18 protein-coding genes are annotated in these 20,033 nt (G+C 36.8%); 10 read left to right on the top strand and 8 right to left on the bottom strand.

Features of this window, described 5'->3' with window-relative positions:
- The first annotated feature begins 58 nt into the window (after positions 1–58).
- Together DKL56_RS00595 and DKL56_RS00590 are read left to right on the top strand one after the other, a co-directional pair.
- Positions 59–1,678: an ABC transporter substrate-binding protein/permease gene (locus DKL56_RS00595; protein ID WP_109715024.1), complete on the top strand. Its 1,620-nt coding sequence runs from the start codon at positions 59–61 to the stop codon at positions 1,676–1,678.
- Positions 1,678–2,427, top strand: a complete 750-nt coding sequence (locus DKL56_RS00590) for an amino acid ABC transporter ATP-binding protein (protein WP_109715023.1) — start codon at positions 1,678–1,680, stop codon at positions 2,425–2,427. The genes DKL56_RS00595 and DKL56_RS00590 overlap by 1 nt, the downstream gene beginning before the upstream one ends.
- Before the next feature lie 64 nt (positions 2,428–2,491).
- On the opposite strand, the gene DKL56_RS07955 is transcribed toward DKL56_RS00590, so the two are convergent.
- Complete coding sequence (locus tag DKL56_RS07955; RefSeq protein WP_109716013.1) at positions 2,492–2,587, bottom strand: IS3 family transposase; 96 nt, start codon at positions 2,585–2,587, stop codon at positions 2,492–2,494.
- 139 nt (positions 2,588–2,726) lie between these two features.
- Between DKL56_RS07955 and DKL56_RS00580 the strand changes: the two genes are divergently transcribed.
- Entirely contained in the window at positions 2,727–3,128 is a 402-nt protein-coding gene (locus DKL56_RS00580; RefSeq protein WP_109715022.1) for a hypothetical protein, read from the top strand.
- 86 nt (positions 3,129–3,214) lie between these two features.
- On the opposite strand, the gene DKL56_RS00575 is transcribed toward DKL56_RS00580, so the two are convergent.
- Together DKL56_RS00575 and DKL56_RS00570 are read right to left on the bottom strand one after the other, a co-directional pair.
- Complete coding sequence (locus DKL56_RS00575; protein ID WP_109715021.1) at positions 3,215–4,537, bottom strand: replication-associated recombination protein A; 1,323 nt, start codon at positions 4,535–4,537, stop codon at positions 3,215–3,217.
- A gap of 204 nt (positions 4,538–4,741) precedes the next feature.
- Positions 4,742–6,595, bottom strand: a complete 1,854-nt coding sequence (locus tag DKL56_RS00570; RefSeq protein WP_109715020.1) for a BspA family leucine-rich repeat surface protein — start codon at positions 6,593–6,595, stop codon at positions 4,742–4,744.
- Between the two features lie 198 nt (positions 6,596–6,793).
- Here DKL56_RS00570 and DKL56_RS00565 point away from each other — a divergent pair, with 198 nt between their 5' ends.
- Both DKL56_RS00565 and DKL56_RS00560 read left to right on the top strand, forming a co-directional pair.
- Positions 6,794–8,320, top strand: coding sequence for an SLAP domain-containing protein (locus tag DKL56_RS00565; RefSeq protein ID WP_109715019.1), 1,527 nt, complete (start codon positions 6,794–6,796; stop codon positions 8,318–8,320).
- Between the two features lie 192 nt (positions 8,321–8,512).
- Positions 8,513–10,036, top strand: coding sequence for an SLAP domain-containing protein (locus tag DKL56_RS00560; RefSeq protein ID WP_109715018.1), 1,524 nt, complete (start codon positions 8,513–8,515; stop codon positions 10,034–10,036).
- 69 nt (positions 10,037–10,105) lie between these two features.
- On the opposite strand, the gene DKL56_RS00555 is transcribed toward DKL56_RS00560, so the two are convergent.
- The 4 genes from DKL56_RS00555 to DKL56_RS00540 form a co-directional block, all read right to left on the bottom strand.
- Positions 10,106–12,043: a BspA family leucine-rich repeat surface protein gene (locus tag DKL56_RS00555; RefSeq protein WP_109715017.1), complete on the bottom strand. Its 1,938-nt coding sequence runs from the start codon at positions 12,041–12,043 to the stop codon at positions 10,106–10,108.
- Positions 12,044–12,084: 41 nt separating this feature from the next.
- Positions 12,085–13,011 (bottom strand): HNH endonuclease, encoded by a 927-nt coding sequence (locus tag DKL56_RS00550; protein WP_109715016.1) that lies wholly within the window; start codon positions 13,009–13,011, stop codon positions 12,085–12,087.
- A gap of 110 nt (positions 13,012–13,121) precedes the next feature.
- Positions 13,122–13,262: a hypothetical protein gene (locus DKL56_RS07885; RefSeq protein WP_090094091.1), complete on the bottom strand. Its 141-nt coding sequence runs from the start codon at positions 13,260–13,262 to the stop codon at positions 13,122–13,124.
- A gap of 190 nt (positions 13,263–13,452) precedes the next feature.
- Positions 13,453–13,815 (bottom strand): iron-sulfur cluster biosynthesis family protein, encoded by a 363-nt coding sequence (locus tag DKL56_RS00540; RefSeq protein ID WP_046305846.1) that lies wholly within the window; start codon positions 13,813–13,815, stop codon positions 13,453–13,455.
- 191 nt (positions 13,816–14,006) lie between these two features.
- On the opposite strand from DKL56_RS00540, the gene DKL56_RS00535 reads away from it, so the two are divergent.
- The 3 genes from DKL56_RS00535 to htpX all read left to right on the top strand — a co-directional run bounded on the left by DKL56_RS00535 (position 14,007) and on the right by htpX (position 16,694).
- Positions 14,007–15,107, top strand: coding sequence for an SLC13 family permease (locus DKL56_RS00535; RefSeq protein WP_109715015.1), 1,101 nt, complete (start codon positions 14,007–14,009; stop codon positions 15,105–15,107).
- 112 nt (positions 15,108–15,219) lie between these two features.
- The gene (locus DKL56_RS00530; RefSeq protein ID WP_046305843.1) at positions 15,220–15,789 is read left to right on the top strand and encodes a LemA family protein; all 570 of its coding nucleotides are present in this window, start codon (positions 15,220–15,222) and stop codon (positions 15,787–15,789) included.
- A gap of 11 nt (positions 15,790–15,800) precedes the next feature.
- Positions 15,801–16,694 carry a zinc metalloprotease HtpX gene (gene htpX, locus DKL56_RS00525; RefSeq protein ID WP_109715014.1) on the top strand — a complete coding sequence of 298 codons (894 nt, stop codon included), beginning with the start codon at positions 15,801–15,803 and terminating at the stop codon, positions 16,692–16,694.
- Between the two features lie 51 nt (positions 16,695–16,745).
- Here htpX and DKL56_RS00520 read toward each other — a convergent pair whose 3' ends face one another.
- A complete protein-coding gene (locus tag DKL56_RS00520; RefSeq protein ID WP_239440583.1) occupies positions 16,746–17,684 on the bottom strand; it encodes a helix-turn-helix domain-containing protein in 939 nt (312 codons plus the stop codon).
- Between the two features lie 304 nt (positions 17,685–17,988).
- Between DKL56_RS00520 and DKL56_RS00515 the strand changes: the two genes are divergently transcribed.
- Both DKL56_RS00515 and DKL56_RS00510 read left to right on the top strand, forming a co-directional pair.
- Positions 17,989–19,344: an ATP-binding cassette domain-containing protein gene (locus tag DKL56_RS00515; protein WP_109715013.1), complete on the top strand. Its 1,356-nt coding sequence runs from the start codon at positions 17,989–17,991 to the stop codon at positions 19,342–19,344.
- A gap of 8 nt (positions 19,345–19,352) precedes the next feature.
- The gene (locus DKL56_RS00510) at positions 19,353–20,006 is read left to right on the top strand and encodes an energy-coupling factor transporter transmembrane component T family protein (protein ID WP_109715012.1); all 654 of its coding nucleotides are present in this window, start codon (positions 19,353–19,355) and stop codon (positions 20,004–20,006) included.
- Positions 20,007–20,033: the final 27 nt, after the last annotated feature.

Raw genomic sequence — 20,033 nt, 5'->3', positions numbered from 1 at the left:
ATTTACGCTTTTTATTGTATTGGCTTTATTTGAAACAGATTTCTCGGAGGTTTTCAAAATGAAGTCAAGAAATAAGTGGTTTACCGCTCTAATCACGGTGATGCTTAGTTTCATCATTACAAGCAATTTTGGTATTACACAAGTTGATGCCAAAAAAGATGATGGTGAACTAAAGGTAGCAATGGAGGCCAACTACCAACCATATAATTGGACTCAAACTACAGACAAAAATGGTGCGGTGCCAATCGAAGGCTCACGCACATATGCCAACGGCTATGATGTTAAAATCGCAAAAATAATTGGTAAACAATTGCATCGTAAGGTTGTTGTAGTCAAGACTGAGTGGGATGGTTTACTTCCAGCTTTAACCAGTGGCAAAGCTGACCTGATTATTGCCGGAATGAGTCCAACTGCTGAGCGTGCAAAAGCGATTAATTTTACTAAACCATATCGAAACAGTACTTTTGTTGTTATTACAAAAGTCAACAGTAAATACGCCACCGCTAAAACGTTAAACGATTTTAAAGGTGCTAAGTTAACTGCTCAGCAAGGTACTTCGCACTATGCACTAATTAAGCAACTTAAAGGTGCCAAAAGACAACCAGCAATGCGTGACTTTGCTGCAATGCGTCAAAGCTTAATTTCTGGTACCATTGATGGCTATATTGCCGAAGATACCGAATCAACCTCATTTAAAATGGTTGACCCTGACATCAAGGCAATCCCAATTAGTAAAATGGCAGGTTTCCGCATTTCTAAAGAGGATTCAACTACTGCAATCGGCATCGCCAAGCCAAACAAGGATTTACTCAAGCAAGTTAACCAAGTCTTAGCTACTATTCCAAATTCTGAAAGAACCAAGCTAATGACTACCGCCATTTCACAACAACCAAAAACTGATGAAACTAGCAAGAAAGGCAAACAAGATCCTTGGCTCGTCAGTGTTTGGAAACAATTTGGCGGCATGATTTTAAGTGGTATTGGTATGACCCTTCTTCTTGCTTCAGTTGGTACGATTGCCGGTTTCTTCATCGGTCTTTTCGTTGGTATTATTAGGACTATCCCTACCCCAACTAGCAGAGGTAAAAGATGGTTTTCGAAGTTTATTAACTGGCTCCTATCCGTTTATATTGAAGTTTTCCGCGGTACCCCAATGATGGTACAAGCAGCCGTAATTTATTATGGAATTGCTCAATTCTGGCACATCAATATCGATCGTACACTTGCTGCACTAGTAATTGTTTCGATTAACACAGGCGCATACTTGGCAGAAATTATTCGTGGTGGAATTATTTCCACTCCAGAAGGACAATTTGAAGCTGCCAGCGCATTAGGAATGACCCATAACCAAAGAATGTGGCATATTATTTTGCCTCAAGCTATTAAGAACTGTTTACCTTCAATTACTAACGAGTTCATCGTTAATATTAAGGACACTTCTGTTTTGAGTATTATTTCAGTCTCGGAACTTTTCTTTGTCGGTACAACAATTGCCAGTCAGACCTTTAAGTTCTTCCCAACTTACCTGACAATTTCAGCTATCTACCTGATTTTAACCTTTACAATTACCAGAATCTTTAATCTGATTGAAAAGCACTTGCAAGGAAACAAAAACTACAACTTAATGGCTAATCAAGTTCAAGTAGGCACAGCTCAGGATATGGAGGCCAAAAAATAATGACTGAATCAAATGAAACTATTTTAAGCTTACAGCATTTGCAAAAAACTTTTGGACAACACCAGGTGTTACGCGATATTTCACTTGATATTAAAAAAGGCGAAATCGCAACTATTATTGGCCCGTCAGGTGGTGGTAAATCAACCACTTTACGCTGCATTAATTTACTGGAAGAGCCCACAGCTGGTGAAATTCACTTCCACGGTGAAAACGTCCTTGAGCAAAACTATAATCGTAATATTTACCGTGCTAAAGTTGGGATGGTTTTCCAACAATTCGATCTTTTCGAAAACAAAAATGTTTTAGCTAATTGCATGGTTGGCCAAGAGCTAGTCTTAAAACGCTCCAAGGACGAAGCACGTAAAATCGCCCTTGCCAACTTAGAAAAAGTTGGAATGGAACAATACATCAACGCCCGCCCAAGTCAACTTTCTGGTGGACAACAGCAACGTGTTGCCATTGCTCGTGCTATTTCGATGGATCCGGAAATTTTATTATTCGATGAGCCCACAAGTGCTCTTGATCCTGAAATGGTCGGTGAAGTTTTAAGCGTTATGAAAAACTTGGCAACAACCGGTTTAACGATGATTATCGTGACGCACGAAATGGCATTTGCTAAAGAAATTTCTGATCAAATGTTTTTCATCAGTGACGGGGTAATTGCCGAGCAAGGTAAACCAGACCAACTATTCAATCATCCTCAAAATGAGAAAACAGCGAAGTTCTTGAATAATTTTCAAAACAACTAACTTTAAATAAAAAGATGTTCCAAAAATGATGTGAACCCTAAAATTAGGACACTTTAATTAGCTGCTAACTGAGGACTAACTTCCGATATTCAATCGGAGTTAGTCCTTTTAGTTTGATTTTGATTCTTTTCTGATTGTAATACTCAATGTAGCCTCTAATTACATTATCGCGGCTCTATATCTTGCTTAATTACGTTTGACAAAAATCTATTTCTATTATTATATATAGATAATATAACCCGTCTTTTATATTAGCTGGTTAAACCAGTTTATTTTACCTCATCAACAGGAGAAAACTCATGAAGAAAAACGGCTACAAAATCAGCACCTGCGTTCTCGCACTTTTACTTATCGTAACATTAGGCTTTTTGCTCTATACCACTAGAAAACCGCCTACCAATTATGGTGGTTTTACTAATACTGCAACGCCAGGAAATGCTTTAAATCCTCATGTAGAAATTTCGTGTGGCACGAAACCCAAATATGCCATATACGTAGACGGGCATAAATTTGAAAGAGGTACTTATAAACGTGTAAGTAACAGCACTTTTACCTTAAAAGATACAGATGGCAAAGAGTCAGGCGTCGTCTTTTTATCAAACAATGGCTCTTACTTGTATCATTCCAAACTAAAGAAAAAGCTGATTAATATTAAGAAACTTCCGGGTAAACCTACTGAAGAACCTATAAATATCCACTAATTAAAAGTATAAATGTTATTAGTTGTAACAAAAAAGGTATTAGATTTCTGATCTAATACCTTTTTATATACTCTCTTAGTCTCGCCTTAATCATCGTTTTCTCTGTGCCATTCTTTAATCTGCTCCAGCCTCTTTTTAAAGCGGTCTTCATGACCTTGCGAAGTTGGCAAATAATATTCATGGCCTTCTAAATTTGGCGGCATAGTTTTCATTGTCGTTAACTTGTCTTTAGCATAATGAGCCAATTGGTAATCTTTGCCATAACCTAGGTCCTTCATTAACTTGGTTGGTGCATTGCGAATCTGTAATGGCACTGGTTCATCAATCGTCTTTTTGACATCATCTTCAGCAGCTAATCTAGCTTTATAAACCGCATTTGACTTTGGCGCAAGCGCCAGATAAATCACTGCTTCCGTCAAATGCACATCACATTCAGGCATTCCTAAAAACTGACAAGCCTGAAAAACATTGATAGCTACATTTAATGCATTAGTGTCCGCCAAGCCAATATCTTCACTGGCAAAGCGCACCAATCTGCGAGCAATATATAGTGGATCTTCTCCACCTTCAAGCATCCGCGACAGCCAATAAATTGCCGCATCTACATCGCTGTTACGCATCGACTTGTGAAGCGCTGAAATGATGTTGTAGTGCTCTTCACCGTCTTTATCATACAAGACTGATTTTTGCGTGATTAACTGCGACAAGCCATCCATAGTTACACTGACCGTATTACCAGTTTTATGACCGTTTAAAACCGCCATTTCCAGCGTGTTCAATGCTGTTCTTGCGTCGCCGTTGGCAAACTTGGCAATTGCTTTAATTTCTTGGTCGCTAATTTTAACTGACAGTTTGCCAAAACCATTAGGATTGGCCAGCGCATTTTTCAATAACTTAATAATGTCAGCAACTTCTAGAGGCTTTAAAACAAACACTTTACAGCGTGATAGCAAAGCCGAGTTGACTTCAAACGAAGGATTTTCAGTCGTAGCTCCAATCAAAGTAATACTGCCACGCTCAACGTAGGGTAAAAATGCATCTTGTTGTGCTTTATTAAAGCGATGAATCTCGTCAACAAAGACTAGTGTCTTTTGCCCCATTTCGTGTTCTTGCTCAGCTTGCTTCATAATTTTACGAATCTTGGTAATACTGTTATCAACCGCGCTAAAATTGAAAAAGCTGGCCTGACTTTGCCTAGCAATAATTTCTGCTAAAGTTGTTTTCCCAACTCCCGGTGGACCCCAAAAAATCATTGAAGAAACTTGATTATTATCAATAATTTCCCGCAATATTTTTCCTGGTCCCAAAAGCTGTTCCTGTCCTACAAATTGATCTAGATTTTGGGGACGTACGCGGTTAGCCAATGGCTCATTTTCACCATTATTTGCAAACAATGATTCTTGCTTCATTATATTTCCCTCTATTTAGTTTCAACCTTCTACTACTTCCAATTATACAAGTATTTTAGAACTAGAAATTTACGAAAGATTATTTTATTAAAAAACGGGATTAATTCGCACGCTAAGTGAACTAATCCCATTATTGCTTTAATTAATACTCTACATTATGAATCAGCTATTGATCCTTTATCTTGAAACGTCCTCTAATAGAATTTATTTAAACTTCAACGATTTAGGCATCACTGGTTTTTTGCCATTATACATGACATAGGTTTCTTTAGGACTCTTCTTGGCAGAATGACTATAAAGTTTTTGTAGCTGCTTTGCAGTATACTTTTTGCCCTTAGGGTTTCTAATTGTTCCTTTGCCAACAGCTTGAATATGCTTAAAGCCTTTGCCCACTCCCGAACTCTTGCGCAATTTGTAATGTCCTAACTTGACTGCAAAGCCATTAGGATTACCAGCTTTTAGCAAAATTTGACTATTATGGATGTTAAAATTACTCAGGTCAACTGCAGCTAATTTTTTATCGTTTTCAAACATGGTAGTTGAAGATTCTAATTTTGGTAAATGCCAGCCACTTAAATTCACATAAACCAAATTAGAACAATCACTAAGCATCCCAGTCGTGGTATTAACATTAGTCATTCTGAAATGTGAAAGATCTAGGCTAACCAAACTCTCATTACCCGTAAACATACAAGTCATGTCTTTAACATTCTCAGTGTTCCAGCCATCCAAGTTTAAATTAGTTAAAGATCGATCTCCAGAAAACATCTTCAACATGGTGGTAACTTTAGCAGTATTTAAATGACTTAAATCCAGATTTTCTATGTTAGAATCTTTCGCAAACATTTCCCGCATATTGGTTACATTTGATGTATCTAAATGCGTTAAATCTATATTTTTTACATTCGGATTTTCCGCAAACATTCCTCTCATGTTTTTAACATTATGCGTATCAAGCTTAGCTAGATTTATTTTCTCTAACTGCGAAAAGCCTTCGAACATGGATGACATATTTGTTACTTTGGTCGTATTCAATTTACTCAAGTCGACATCCGCTAAATCAGGACAGTCAGCAAACATATACGACATACTTGTTACATTACTGGTGTCCCAATTGTCTAAAACTAGTTTTGTTATTTTGCTTGAACCAAACATATTTGACATATTGATAACATTACTGGTATCTAATGAACTTAAATCCAAGACTTTTAGCCCAGTTGTTCCAGAGAACATGGAACCCATGTTTGTAACTTTACTGGTATTGAGTTTGGCAAAATCTAAATTAGAAATATCAGCCTGCTCAAACATTCCCGACATATCAGTCACATTGTTTGTATCAAGGTTATCAAAATTAAGATTTTGAAGTTTGGTTAAACTAAACATATTACTCATTTCAGTAACACGACTGGTATTGAAACTAGTCAAGTTAATGCTTTTGGCAGTGCAGCCACTAAACATAGAATTCATTTTAATAACACTACTAGTATTAAAACTGCTCAAGTCTAGCGTTGATAGTCCTGTAGACTCAAACATACCACTCATATCTGTTACTTTATCAGTTTGAAAATGACTTAAATCAAGCTCAGTCAGAGCTTCATCCCTAGCAAATAAACCTTTCATATCAGTTACTTCACTGGTGTCAACCAAGTCCAAGCCTTTAATGTCCTTCAGATTATTTAGCTTGCTAAATTTATTTTTTGAATCTGCTGGGAGTTTTACCGGGGAGGCAAAAACAATATGAGTAATATTATCTCCCCAAGTCCATTCTTCATTAAACGGACAACTCGAAAGAGTACTATTTTTCTGAGTTCCTTTAATTGTCAGAGTTCTGGTAACAATATCATACTCCCAGTTGCAGTCACCATCTTTGCCTGACCAAATACCTGGTAATTCTTGAATTCCATTATCCACTTTATTGGTAGTAGCCGGTTTATTAGCCACAGCGAAAACTGGTTTAACAGTATCTGCCATTAAGTTCAGTCCATAAAAAGCCAGACTACTACTAACGCCAACTTTTTTAATTAACCCTAAAATTTGTTTTGAATGGTTATGATTCATTTATCATGACCTCCTTTTTCATTCATTTAATTATAAGCCATCTCAACCCAAAAACATTGTAAAATATAACTATCTTAGTTATAAGAAAATGATGAATGTTAGACAAAATCCATTAAATTTCCTAGATAAAGTAAATTTGAATTTCATTTTGGGTTACAATAATATTAAACTATAAGCTCATCTTTGTGAGGTCATAATATGAAACTTTTTAAGAAAATTTGTATTGGACTAACAGCCTTATTATTAACTGCTAGTCCAATGTTGACGCATATAACCAATTTTCAAACAGTAAAAGCTGCTCGAAAATCCAAAGGAAAAATTACGCTGTTTAAAAACGATTATGTTTATACTCAAGCAGGCAATAAAATAAAATTGAATGACAATCACGGCTATCGCGTTCCTAGTGATTTTGCTGTCAGTCCTACAGGTTACTTGATTACAGACATGAAAAGCGATGATTTTGGCGATCACAGAAGCAGCCAGCCCTACTACGGTACCAAAAAAATCAATGGTCAAAAATTTTACGACCTTGGACATAACTATTACGTTAATGAAGCAAACGTTTTAAAAGTCAAGGGACGCAATGTCGCACAAGGTACATTGACAATTAAACGTGATGCACTAGTTTATACCAAGGCTGGCAAAGCAACTGGAAAAAAACTAAGAACTAATTCAGTTGTCAAATATCAGGGTAAAGCTAAGGCTGCTACCAAAACACCAAAATATTTTTACTACCTGAGGGATGTCGCCAGATACTTACAACCCCAATATATACCCACCTACAAAATAAAAGGAAAATATTTTTATTCCTTAGGACATAATCGTTACGTCAATGCCGCCAATGTCGGCTATATCAATGGGCACGTTGCTCGTTATAACGGTACTTCAACGGCTACTGTCCTTAAAAACACCAATAGCATAACGGTGAATTATTCCGAAGCAAAACGTAAATTGAAAAAAGGACAAAAGATTAAGCTTGATTTAGCTGTTATTCCTTACCTAAGTGACGGCTTTGACAACTATCTTTACAGACTGCACGACCATCCTGACGAATATGTAGATGCTACCGAAATTAAACTTCAAAGAGACTTACCTGTCATTGATTATCGCGACTTAGTTTACACTTATGTCACCTCATTATCAGGCAATGGCAATAGTGTTGAACTTTATGATTTCTCTGGAAAGGCAATTGGCAAACGCATCATTAAACCACTGTATAGTGATATTACAGTTGATGGTTTAATGTACATCTGGGTTCCTGAAGAAAACAAGGCTGAGTTATTTTATCATTGCTTAAATTACAGTGATGATAATGTTGTTGATGACAGCCACCCAGATCCAATACAAGATCCAGATTCAGTACACCGCACAAATAACAAAAAATTGAACTATGGAAATAACTTTATCAAAGTTAGCGATGTTAAAATTCGCAGTGGTTTAAAGCTGAAAGCACTTAATACAATTGAGCAGGCTGAAAAAGGTCAAAGGATTGCAACATCACCTGAAAAACAAGAACTACTAGCACTGTTCAATGAAGGCAAAGATTTAGATCAAAATGCTAATTATGATACGAACCTAATGAATAATTATGATAGCTCCTTAAGTAATGCCTCTGCCGTAATAAGATCTGACAAAGCGACTATCGCTCAAGTTGACGAGGCCGTCTGGTATCTTAAAACCGCTAAAAAGCAGCTGACAACCATGTCAGTACCTGCTGGTGATTAATTATTTTAATGTAAAAAAGTAAACCTCGAAATTAAATTGATTTCGGGGGTTTATTATATTATGTACTGTTTGATTCTTTTTGCTTAATCAATAAGAACAGCGCCATAAGTACTTTTACCTTAAGTCGTATTTTACTATACAGATATTAAGTTATAATAAATTTAATAGAAAGGATTAGTAAGGAGGTAAATCATGAAACTAACAAAAAAGATTGGATTGGCTATGACTGCTTTGATTTTAGTTACCACTCCATTTCTAACTAATTTTAGCCAAACGCAAATAGTTGCCGCTGCTAAAAGCAGTAAAGTGGCCGCAAAGGGGAAAATCACGTTAATCTACGATGCCCATCTCTATAATAAATATGGTCATAAAATTAAAAATAAGAACAAATATCTGCCTTATGCTGACGATGATATCAATGGCTACAAGTACATTCCAGAATTTAATGCAGATGTTATGCAATACTACGGCACCAAAATAATTAATGGTCAAAAATTCTATAATATTGGTAGTGATTGCTACATTAGTATGGCTGATATCAAAGAAATCAACGGTAAAAACAGCAAAAAAGGCAAATTGGTTTTAAATCAAAAATCAGCCGTATACACTAAAGCCGGTAATAAGAGCGGTTATACTTTACCTAAACGAGCCATTGTTAAGTATCAAGGCGCAGTTAAAGAGGCCAAATCAAAGCCAAAATACTATTATAGTAAGTATTATAAATCAGATGACAATGAGCATTATTTCTATCTTCCACTTACTAAAATTAAGGGCAAAAATTATTATGCAATCGGACAAAACCATTATATCAAAGCCAATAATGTGACAAGTCTTGATGGTTATCCCCTGATTTATAATGGTGTCACAACAGCCACCGTCTTAAAAACGACAGCAACTCAAACTATCAAAAATCAGAAAACAAAACGTATTTTAAAAAAGGGACAGAAAATAAAAGTTGATTTAGCTGTTAGGCCTTGGGCCGAAGATTTTGAAGGCTATATTTTCCGCCTGCATGATCATCCTAACGAATACATATATGAAAATTATATCAGTTTGAGAAACTACTTACCTACTTCCGATTACCTTGCCCAAGTCTGTAGTTTCGTCAAATCAAAAACTTCTACAAATGTTAAGCTGTATGATGTCACAGGCAATCCTATTGGGGTTAGTTTTAATACTGCAGAGCTGTCTGCTTTCAATGTTGATGGCTTATTCTATATTTGGAATAAGGCTGAAAACAAAGCCGAATTGTATTACCATCTTCTAAGCCGCAGCTTTAACAGAAAAGACCTCAACAATAATGACGGAACGCAATTAAGCAGTCCTACAGATGATGAAAAGACCAATGAGAATAGTTTATCTACGACTGAAAAAATAATTTCCGTTAACAGTTTCGTCAAAGCTAGCGATGTAAACTTTTATGACGGTATAAAACTTTCGCCTTTAAATACTCCATTAGAAGCTGAACAGAAACAAAAAATAGCAACTGACAACGATAAAGCACAGCTACAGAAAGCCTTTGATTCTGAGCAGCAAAATATTACTGGCAGTAGCCGCCATGCTGGGCTTACACTTGGTTATGACTATGCTTTAGTCAACGCAGCTGTTGTTTTAAGATCAACTAAAGCGACATTGGCACAGGTAGATGAAGCACTCTGGCTATTAGAAACCACTAAAACGCAGATAAAAACTTTATACTTCGAAGATTTCAGTTAAAGTTTGCTAGAAAGATAAACTAAAAAGGATTAGTTCAAAGCTGAGCTAATCCTTTTATTTTTCTAAAAATTAAAAATGAAGTGATTTTGGCAGTTGCGGTTTTTTGCCATTATACATGACATAGGTTTCTTTAGGACTCTTCTTGGCAGAATGACTATAAAGTTTTTGTAGCTGCTTTGCAGTATACTTTTTGCCCTTAGGGTTTCTAATTGTTCCTTTGCCAACAGCTTGAATATGCTTAAAGCCTTTGCCCACTCCCGAACTCTTGCGCAATTTGTAATGTCCTAACTTGACTGCAAAACCTTCAGGATTGCCAGCTTGTAGTAATATTTGACTGTTATGAATATTAAAATGACTAAGATCAACGCCAGTCAGCTTTTTATCATGATAGAACATTTGCGTTGAATCATCTAGCTTGGACATTTTCCATCCACGTAAGTTAACGTATGTTAGATTAGGACAATCCATAAACATTCTAGCAGTTTCAACAACTTTACTCGTTTTCCAGCCGCGTAAGTCTACAGTTTCCAATTTGGTATCATTTCTGAATAGGTCAATCGTGCTGTAAAGATTTTTAGTGTTCAGCTTGCCCAAATCGACATTAACTAAATTTTTATCGTTTCTAAACATGTTTCCCATATCCGTCAAACTCTTGGGGTTCCATCCCTTCAAGTTTATTTCGGATAAAGCTGTACAATTTCTGAACATATTGAAAGTACGCGTAACTTTGCGAACATCAAAATGACTAACATCAATTTTCTTAACGTTTGCAACTTTTTCAAACATACCAACCATATAAATGACATTGCGGGTGTCCAATTTACTTAAGTCCAGTTGATCAAGATGGTTAAAGCCGGAAAACATGCCTGTCATATCCTCAACCTTACCGGTATTCAAATTGCCCAAATCGAAATCTGTTAGGCTATTCATATTTTTAAACATATACTGCGTGTCTGTTAAGTTACGTGTATCCCAGCCAGTGGTATTTACCTTTACTAAATCAGATGCGTCAGCAAACATATACGCCATTGTTGTTACATTTTGGGTGTCGAAATGGCTTAAATCAAGACTGGTTACTTTTTTAAGCTTCTCAAACATGCCGTTCATTTTAGTAACATTGTGAGTATCAAAATTACTCAAGTCTAAATCAGTTAGGCTGTCATTTGCAAACATCCCACTCATATCTGTCACTTTCTGTGTGTTGAAGTTTTTAAGATTAAGTTGTGTAACCTTGGCATCCGCAAACATTTTGGCCATGTTAGTTACGTTACTGGTATCAAAGTGGTCTAAGTCCAATTGATTAACAACAGTATTATTAAACATATTTCCCATATCGGTTACTTTGGATGTGTTGAAATTCTTCAAATCCAACTGGTTAGCCTTTGCGGATTCAAACATGCTGTTCATGTTCACTACATTTTTGGTATCAAAGTGACTGACATCTAGTTCGGGCGCTCCTAAACCAAAAAACATTTGGCTCATATCAGTTACCTGGCTAGTGCCAAAGTGGCTGACATCAAGATCCGTTAAGTTCGAATCGCTTAAAAAGAGCTTTGACATATTAGTTACTTTACTAGTATCAACTTTGTCTAGGCCTTTGATATCTTGTAGTGAACTTAATTGAGCAAATTTTTCTTTTGAATCAGGTGCCAGCTGTACAGGATTTTCAAAAGAGATATGTTTAATATTTCCAGCCAAACTGAGCTCTTTAGTAAAAGGTGTGCTGGAAAGTTGTGCACCTTTAGCACCACTAATAGTCAATGTATTAGTCAGAACATCATATTTCCACGTGCAATCTCCATCTGTACCTGTCCAAAAGCCCAGCTGAGTATTAGCAGTATTTGTGTTAAGTTTTGTGCTATCGGTTTTATCACTTGCAGCAGGTGCAGTAGCGGCCGCAAAAACATGCGAGACAAGGCCGCTTCCACTCGTCATTCCTAAGAGTGCCAAAGCTACACCAATGCCTATTTTTGGTAGATTAGTTCCTTTTACTTTTTGAAATTTCATACTTTATTCCTCCTCTTACAACTTATTTTAGTCCTTTAAAATCAAATGATATCGTCTTTTTCCTTTTCCTGGGCTAATTTCCAGCCTGTCATAAAGTGCTGTTCACGTAAAGAACGCAACTCGTTATAGTCACTATCCAGGCTATCAATTGCATCCTGCAACTTTTTATTTTGCTTACGCATCTGATTTAGTTCTGGATCATTGACCACACCCTTAAGATGCATTTTTGCCACTAATTCACGCCTTTTTTGTTCAAACTCTCCTTTAAGTGTTGCCAACGCATTTTCATACTTCACTAGTTTCTGGTTGACTTGGGGAATCTGACTGTTCAGCTTAACAAACAATTCATAAGGCATATTAGACTTAATTCGATTACATTCCTGACAAGAAAGAATCAAATTATCGAGGTCATTATTGTGTGAAAGTGAAACGGGATCCTTATGATCAACACTGCGTCCCCTTCGGCCACAGTATTGGCAGCGATAATGGTACTTGGCCCGAATACGCTCACGATCAATATAGTCGACTTCATTAAGTTTAAAATCAACACTCAAGCCCATTTTTTCAAGGTTTTCGGCAAAGGTTAATTCAAGGCGGGGAAGAAAGTCGCTTTTTCCTGTTTCACTGTCAATTATTGCTTGATTAAACTCGGCTCGTTTAAGCTGCTGTTGGGCCAACTCATTTCCATCGTAATCTTGGATAAAGGCCTCATAACGTTTTCGCTGATCTTTTTTGGTCACCAAAAAAGCGGCCTCTTCATCATCTTTCGTTGTTTCATTTTTGCCAATAAAAGTATAGAGCAGTCCTTGGGCAAAGATAGCAACCGCCGTATTGGCAAAGTCTGCTGGTTCTTTTCCACTTTGAATACAGATATCACAAATGCTAGTCAATTGTGGATTCATTAACCCCGCTTGTTTAAAGTGTCTTGAATTGATACGCAATCCGCATGCACCGCATTGAAATTTCACTTTATCACTGCTCCTTTTGGCTAAATGCTTCTTAAGTCAATTTTACCCCAAATTATGGTAAGAAAAAAAGCGGATCACAATTGATCCGCCTTTATCGTTTTTATTTCAGACTATTTGTTTTCGTCTGCTTTGGCCTTGTTCAAGAAAGCAACAACTGCTGCTACGTGAGCAACACGCTTCTTACCGTTTTTCTTGTTCTTAGGTCTTTGGTTTGGTTCACAACCAGTGTTGTAATTTTCACCTTTACGCATAGTACTATACTTCCTTTCAGATTTTCGAAAATCTCATTTAGTTTACCACGTAAGGCTCAAGCAGGCAAGGATGCTTCCTTAAAAGTAACTTATTACCATTTATTTTTTCACAAAAACAAAAAGACAATCTAAATTAGACTGTCTTTTCGCATTTAATTAAAAAGTTTTAGCGTATTAGTTGTTACTATTTCTATTTATTATATTCATTAACTGTGACAGCACCGTCAATCACGCCGCCATCGTCTGCAAGACTCATTGCTGCATTCTTTTCATCAACAACTAAGTCGTTACCTAAGTATTGCATTTCAGCAGGACTAGTATATAAGTCAAGGCCTGCATTGTTCTCAACTTCAATTGTAAAGTCAGGGTCTTTTTGATCCAAAATCACAAATTGGAAACTTGAACCAACGGTGCATGTACCACCAACGTCAGAATACTTATTAGAACCATCATTCAATGATAACAAAACTACTTGGCCATCCTTAACTTGGCCCTTAATCTTATCTGCAGCTTCAGGTTTGATATTTACTTTAACAGTTTCTGAATTACTCATAATAAAATTACCCCCTAATCTTTGTCTGTTTCCCTAAGTATAGGGTATAGTAAGTTGTGAAGTCAAAAATTATGTTTATTAATCTTGCATCCTTTTTGCTAGCCAAAAATATATATTGCGAACACAGAAAAAAAAGCTCAAAATAGACTTATTGACTTTGGATGATTGTAATGTGTGAAAGGGGACATTTTATGACCGTCTTAAAAAAAGTTTTTAGTGACCGCATTTTGCAAATTACTGCAGTGGTGACACTGATAAGCCTTTTTTTCGCTAGACCGCGTCTCGAAGACATTAATTTACATACAATTTTTTCTGTAGCTGCAATGCTAACTATCATTCAAATCTATGCTTACTTGCATGTTCTTGATGTTTTAGCCTATAAATTGACCAGTATTGCTGATAACATGCAGAAACTGAATATCTTGTTCACCTTATTAGCAATCATCTCTGGAATGTTCTTAGGTAATGACATAACTGCTCTTACATTGATTCCACTATATTTAAATATTGCCAAAAGATGCGATTTACCACAAATTTTGCCGGTTACGTTAATTGGCATGGGCGCAAATATCGGTGCCGCGTTTACGCCATGGGGGAATCCACACAACATTTTTCTTGTCAGCAAGTACTCTGTTAATGCTCTTGAGTTTTTCTCGTGGTCATTGCCATTACTACTTTCTGCTTTGGTGATCGCATTCATTATCTTTCACTTTATTCCGCGCACCAAGATTCCAGTTCAAGATATTAAACAAATTGAAATTAGTGTACGACCAACTGTTATCACTACCGCAGTTTTCGCTCTGTTCTTTTTGGGTGTCTTTAAAGTTATCAATGTAGTAATTCCAATGATTGTTGCGATTATCTTGGCTCTACTAATCAATCCCAAAATTTTACTAAAAGTGGATTACGCACTATTACTAACTTTTACCTGCTTTTTTATTTTCATTAGTGATATCCAACAGATTCCAATCGTCGTTAGTTTAATTCACGCAACGGTGAATTCTGAAACTTCTACCTACTTTACTTCCATCCTCTCAAGCCAAGTCATCAGTAACGTACCTGCAACTATCTTAGTCGGTAAGTTCACCACTCACGCCAAGGCACTGTTTCTAGGCTCTAATATCGGTGGCTTTGGCTCACCAATTGGCTCAATGGCTAACATGCTAGTGCTCAAGACCTTTACACAAAATGCCTCAGTTTCACGCGGTGAATTTTTCAAAAAATGGATTGTGATGCAGTTCGCCGGTTTGCTTATTTTGACTTTAATTGGCTGGGTACTGCTCCTAGTTTAAAAGTTAATTATTTATTAGGTTTTACCAGTAAACGCTGTGTAAAGCCTTTTTTTATATTCAAGTGCACAGTTATCAGTTATAATTAACTAATATTATTCTAGGAGGAAAAACAATGTCTAATCTTACCTTAACAATTTGGATAGCAGTAATTATTGTCGTATTAATATTGGCAATTTATATCGCTATCTACAATGGCTTGCAAAAAGCCAAAGTATATACTGACGAAGCTTGGAGTCAAATTGATGTTCAGCTAAAGCGTCGTAACGACTTAATTCCTAACTTAGTTGAAACCACCAAAGGTTATGCTAAGCATGAAAGTGAGACACTAGAAAAGGTAGTTCAACTGCGTAATCAATTAACTAACATTCCTAGTGATGATCACGCTGAAACTTTAAAGGTATCGAATCAGCTTTCAGATAGCTTAAAAACTATTTTTGCTTTATCAGAAAACTATCCTGACTTAAAAGCAAACCAAAACTTTGCTAAATTGCAAGAAGAATTAACTAACACTGAAAACAAAATTGCTTATTCAAGACAGCTTTACAACTCATCTGCTGCTCTTTACGATCAAAAGCTATTAACCTTCCCTTCAAATATTGTTGCTGGAATCCACGGCTTTAAAAAGGTTGATTACTTGCAGACAGCCGAAGCTGAAAAAGAAGTTCCTAAGGTTAAATTTTAGATACTAATCTCATGTTATTTCAACAAATTGCTCGTAATAAACGAAAAACAGCTGGCATCATGGTGGTGTTTACGCTCATTTTAGCTCTTGCTGGCGTTGGATTCGGCTATCTTTTTGCGGACAATCCAATCTTGGGACTGATTATTGCCCTTGTTGCTTGTGCAATCTATTTGCTAATAGTTTTGCCCAATCCGGCTAACTTAGTAATGAGCTTGAATCATGCCCAAGAAGTTCATGAAGCTGACAATCCCGAGTTATGGCATGTTGTTCAAGACATGGCTCTTGTTGGTAAAGTTCCGATGCCGCGTGTTTTCATCATTAATGATGCCAGTCCAAACGCCTTTGCAACAGGGCGGGACCCTGAGCATTCAGCAGTGGCAGTTACACAAGGACTCCTCGACATGATGAATCGTGAAGAACTCGAGGGCGTTTTAGGACACGAAATCTCTCACATTAGAAACTATGATATTTTAGTTTCAACCATTGCCGCTGTTTTAATAGGCGTTATTTCATATTTATCTGGTATTGCCAGCCGCTATATCTGGTGGATTGATGATGATCGTGATAGTGACAATGATAGTAACAACGCTATTGTAATGGTTTTTAAAATTGTTGCGATTGTCTTTGTTCTTATTTTGGGACCACTTTGTGCTAGTCTTGCGCAAATGGCATTATCGCGTAATCGCGAATACTTAGCAGATGCTTCCTCAGTCGAATTAACACGTAATCCGCAAGGATTAATATCTGCTTTGGAAAAAATTGATGGTTCTGATCCAATGAAACAAGCAGATCCAAGTAGCGCGGGAATGTACATCGAAAACCCACTTCATAAAAGGGGTACTAAACATTTATTTGATAGTCATCCACCTACAAAGGACCGAATTGAGCGGTTAGAAAAAATGTAATTTTAGTTATTAAAAAATGCATCCCTTATAGGGGTGCGTTTTTTGCTCATTTTATTTCAGATTAATATTGGCCTGTCTAAACAGTTCAGCCCGCATTTGAACAGGCGTTTCATGATAGTACTCACCGAACTTTTTATAAAAGAATGATTTCCCATTATAACCCACTCTAGTAATAATTTCCTTGACTGAAATGTCGGGACGGGCAAGTAAATTGCGCGCTTCCTGCATTCGCCTCTCGTCAACGTGTTCGACAAAACTTTTACCAGTCTTCTGCTTAACCAAGGTCGAAAAATAATTCGGATTCAAGCCAAAATGTTTGGCTGCTTCATTCAAAGTAGCATCGGCAAAGTTCTCATCAATGTATTGTTCCAAGGCTGTTTGTGCAAATTTAGGTGCTGCAGTCGGCGCCTTTTCAAAGTCCTTGTTTCTAAGTGCTGCTACAAATAAGATACTAAGCTCGGCAAGCACCATGTTTTCAACAAAAAGATCCTGATTAAGATATTCATCGATAATCTTTTTCATTATTTGTGCAGAGCGCGACATTGCTGAACAGTTCAGATTTAATAGTCTATTTGTTGTCATTAGCTTACTGATGTGATCAATTACAGCTTTTTCTTGCTCACTAAAGTACTGTTTCTTTTTTAGAGTAAATTGTTCGGACAGCCTTTGACTAAGTTCTATTTTAACTAGTAAATCTTTTTTGCCCTGCTTTTCCACTTCATATTCACTCTTTTTTTGCAAAAGAATAATATTACCAGCAGAAATCGTGAACGCCTGACCGTTAATTTTGGTTTTTGTAGTCCCAACAGCTTCATAAAGAATCGTTAGTCCTGTTGTTTGATAACGATGGACCCCGCCGTTATGATTTTCGAGGTTAATTGTAAACAAGTCAAAGTCATTACTGCCTGGACTCAATCTTATTTCATTGGAATCAGAAGTAGTTGCATCAATTACACTTGTTAAATACTGTTCCTGTTTTACCGTTGCCATAGTTATCACCCGCCTATTAGTATCTTTTTTTCATAATTTTATTATATCGTAATTTTTAGCACTAAGTTGGACTTGAACTATCATTTTTAACAAAAACCCGTATGCTTTTTTCACTTCTTGCTGCAATCTAGACAAGTACTAGGTTCTTTTTGTATAATAATCATGAATATACTAAAGGGGTGCCGTTAGGCTGAGAACATACCCATTGAACCTGCTTTGGACAATGCCAGCGAAGGGAAACTAATTATTTTGCGCCGTTGAACATCATTGTTCAATGGCTTTTTATTTATCTTGGTAAGAAAAATTGATCAGAACAAACCAGCTCTCATTTTCATATGACGAGCAACAGCAAATACTTAATAACATTACACTCGAAATTCCAACCGGCAAATTTTCACTACTCATTGGGCCTACTGGCTGTGGTAAGTCCACTTTATTAAAAATTTTAGCCGGACTTTATCCTAAATATGCTGGTAAAGTTAGCGGAACAGTTGAATTAGATGGATTACGTTCCGCGATGATGTTTCAAAATGCCGGTGAGCAGTTCACTATGGCAACACCACGAGAAGAAATAATTTTCGCTCTCGAAAATTTACAACTAAGTCGTGATCAATATCTAGAGCGGCTCAACGATGCAACAAAATTTACGCAAATTGAACAGTTGCTAGATCAGAAAATAACGACACTATCGGGTGGTGAGCAACAACGAGTTGCACTAGCTGTCTTAGTCGCAATGGATGTTGATTTGTTTTTACTTGATGAGCCGTTTGCTAGCTGCGATCCTGAAGCACGTCAATTTTTAATTACTAAATTGGCGCATTTAAGGGATAAAGGAAAAACGATTATTTTAACTGACCATGTTTTGACCGGCTATGAAAACATTTGTGACTACTTGTTTCAATTTAAACGTGATAATGTCACGCTGCTAGATGAAGCAAGTAAAAATGAGTTATTACATGATAGTCAACAGGAACACACTTATACTTTTGCCCTTCCTGAAAATGAAACACCATGTTTTGTTTTAACTAATGCTCAAGTTGAACAAAATCGTATTCTGTTAAAGCAAGACCATCTAAACATCATTGCTGGCAAAACAACACTAATTACCGGTGCCAACGGTGTTGGCAAGACTTCATTATTTAATGTTCTGACTAAAATGCTCCCATACAGAGGAAGTGTTACCTACGACAAGCGTGAGATCCGTAACCAGACGACAAGAAAATACTTACTAGAGGTTGGGCAAATTTTTCAAACCGCAACCGACCAATTTATTGCCGTTTCGGTTGAAGACGAAATCAAGCTCAGTCTGAAGCAAGCAAAAGATAGCTACTTTACAGAAGAAAAAATAGCCGAAATGTTGGATTATCTAGACTTAAGTCAAACCAAAGATCAAGTTGTCTATTCTCTTTCAGGCGGTCAACAAAAGAAGTTGCAGATTTTATTAATGTTAATTTCCAGCCAAAAAGTGTTACTGATTGATGAGCCATTGAGTGGCTTAGATCATGAATCGGCACAAAAAGTCATGAACTTATTGCATGAGAGTCAGAAACAGCGTCACCAAACGTTGCTTATTATCAGTCATGAATTAACTAATCTTGCCGACTGGTGTGACTACCATTTAGTTTTTAGTAATCATTATTTAACATACAGTAATAAGTGAGGTAAAAGATGAATCCTAGTTTCAAATTTCTTTTAGCACTGATCATTTCAATTGAGTTATCGCTTAAAACTAGTTTAACAACTAACTTATTGGTAATTGTTTTTGCCGTTGTCTATTTACTTACGCAAAAAATCAAATTTAAAAGTCTATTATTTACCCTGCTTACGCCATTAATTGCGGCATTCACCATTTTTGCGACTCTTTACTGGTTTGCCCCGCAGCCTAACCTCGAAAATGCACTCAGTCTATCTAGCCGTATTTATGTCTACACACTAACAATCTGTTGCGTATCGATCAAAACAACTGCAGAAGAATTAGCCCGTTCACTCGAACAGAATTTTCATTTACCAAGTAAGTTTGCTTATGGTGTCTTGGCTGCATTAAATATCATCCCCCAAATGAAACGAGCAGTTAAGCAAATTCGCATTGCTGGAATGATGCGCGGAGTTTACCTCAGTTTTTGGTCACCTGTTTTATACTTCAAAGCCATCTTGGTAGCGCTGAATTCAGCTGAAAATCTGGCGCAAGGAATGGAATCTCATGGCTACGTCGAAGGTGCGAAACGCTCGGTGATTGTTGCAGTGCCACTTAAAACCAGTGATTGGCTATGGAGTGGCGTCATCTTAATATTAGTCAACCTTGCACTGTTTACCTTAAAGTAACAAAAATAGTTCCATCAAGTTAATACT

The sequence above is a fragment of the Lactobacillus apis genome (assembly GCF_003150935.1).
GTDB classification, from domain to species: domain Bacteria; phylum Bacillota; class Bacilli; order Lactobacillales; family Lactobacillaceae; genus Lactobacillus; species Lactobacillus apis.
This window is presented reverse-complemented; position numbering and strand designations above follow the sequence as displayed.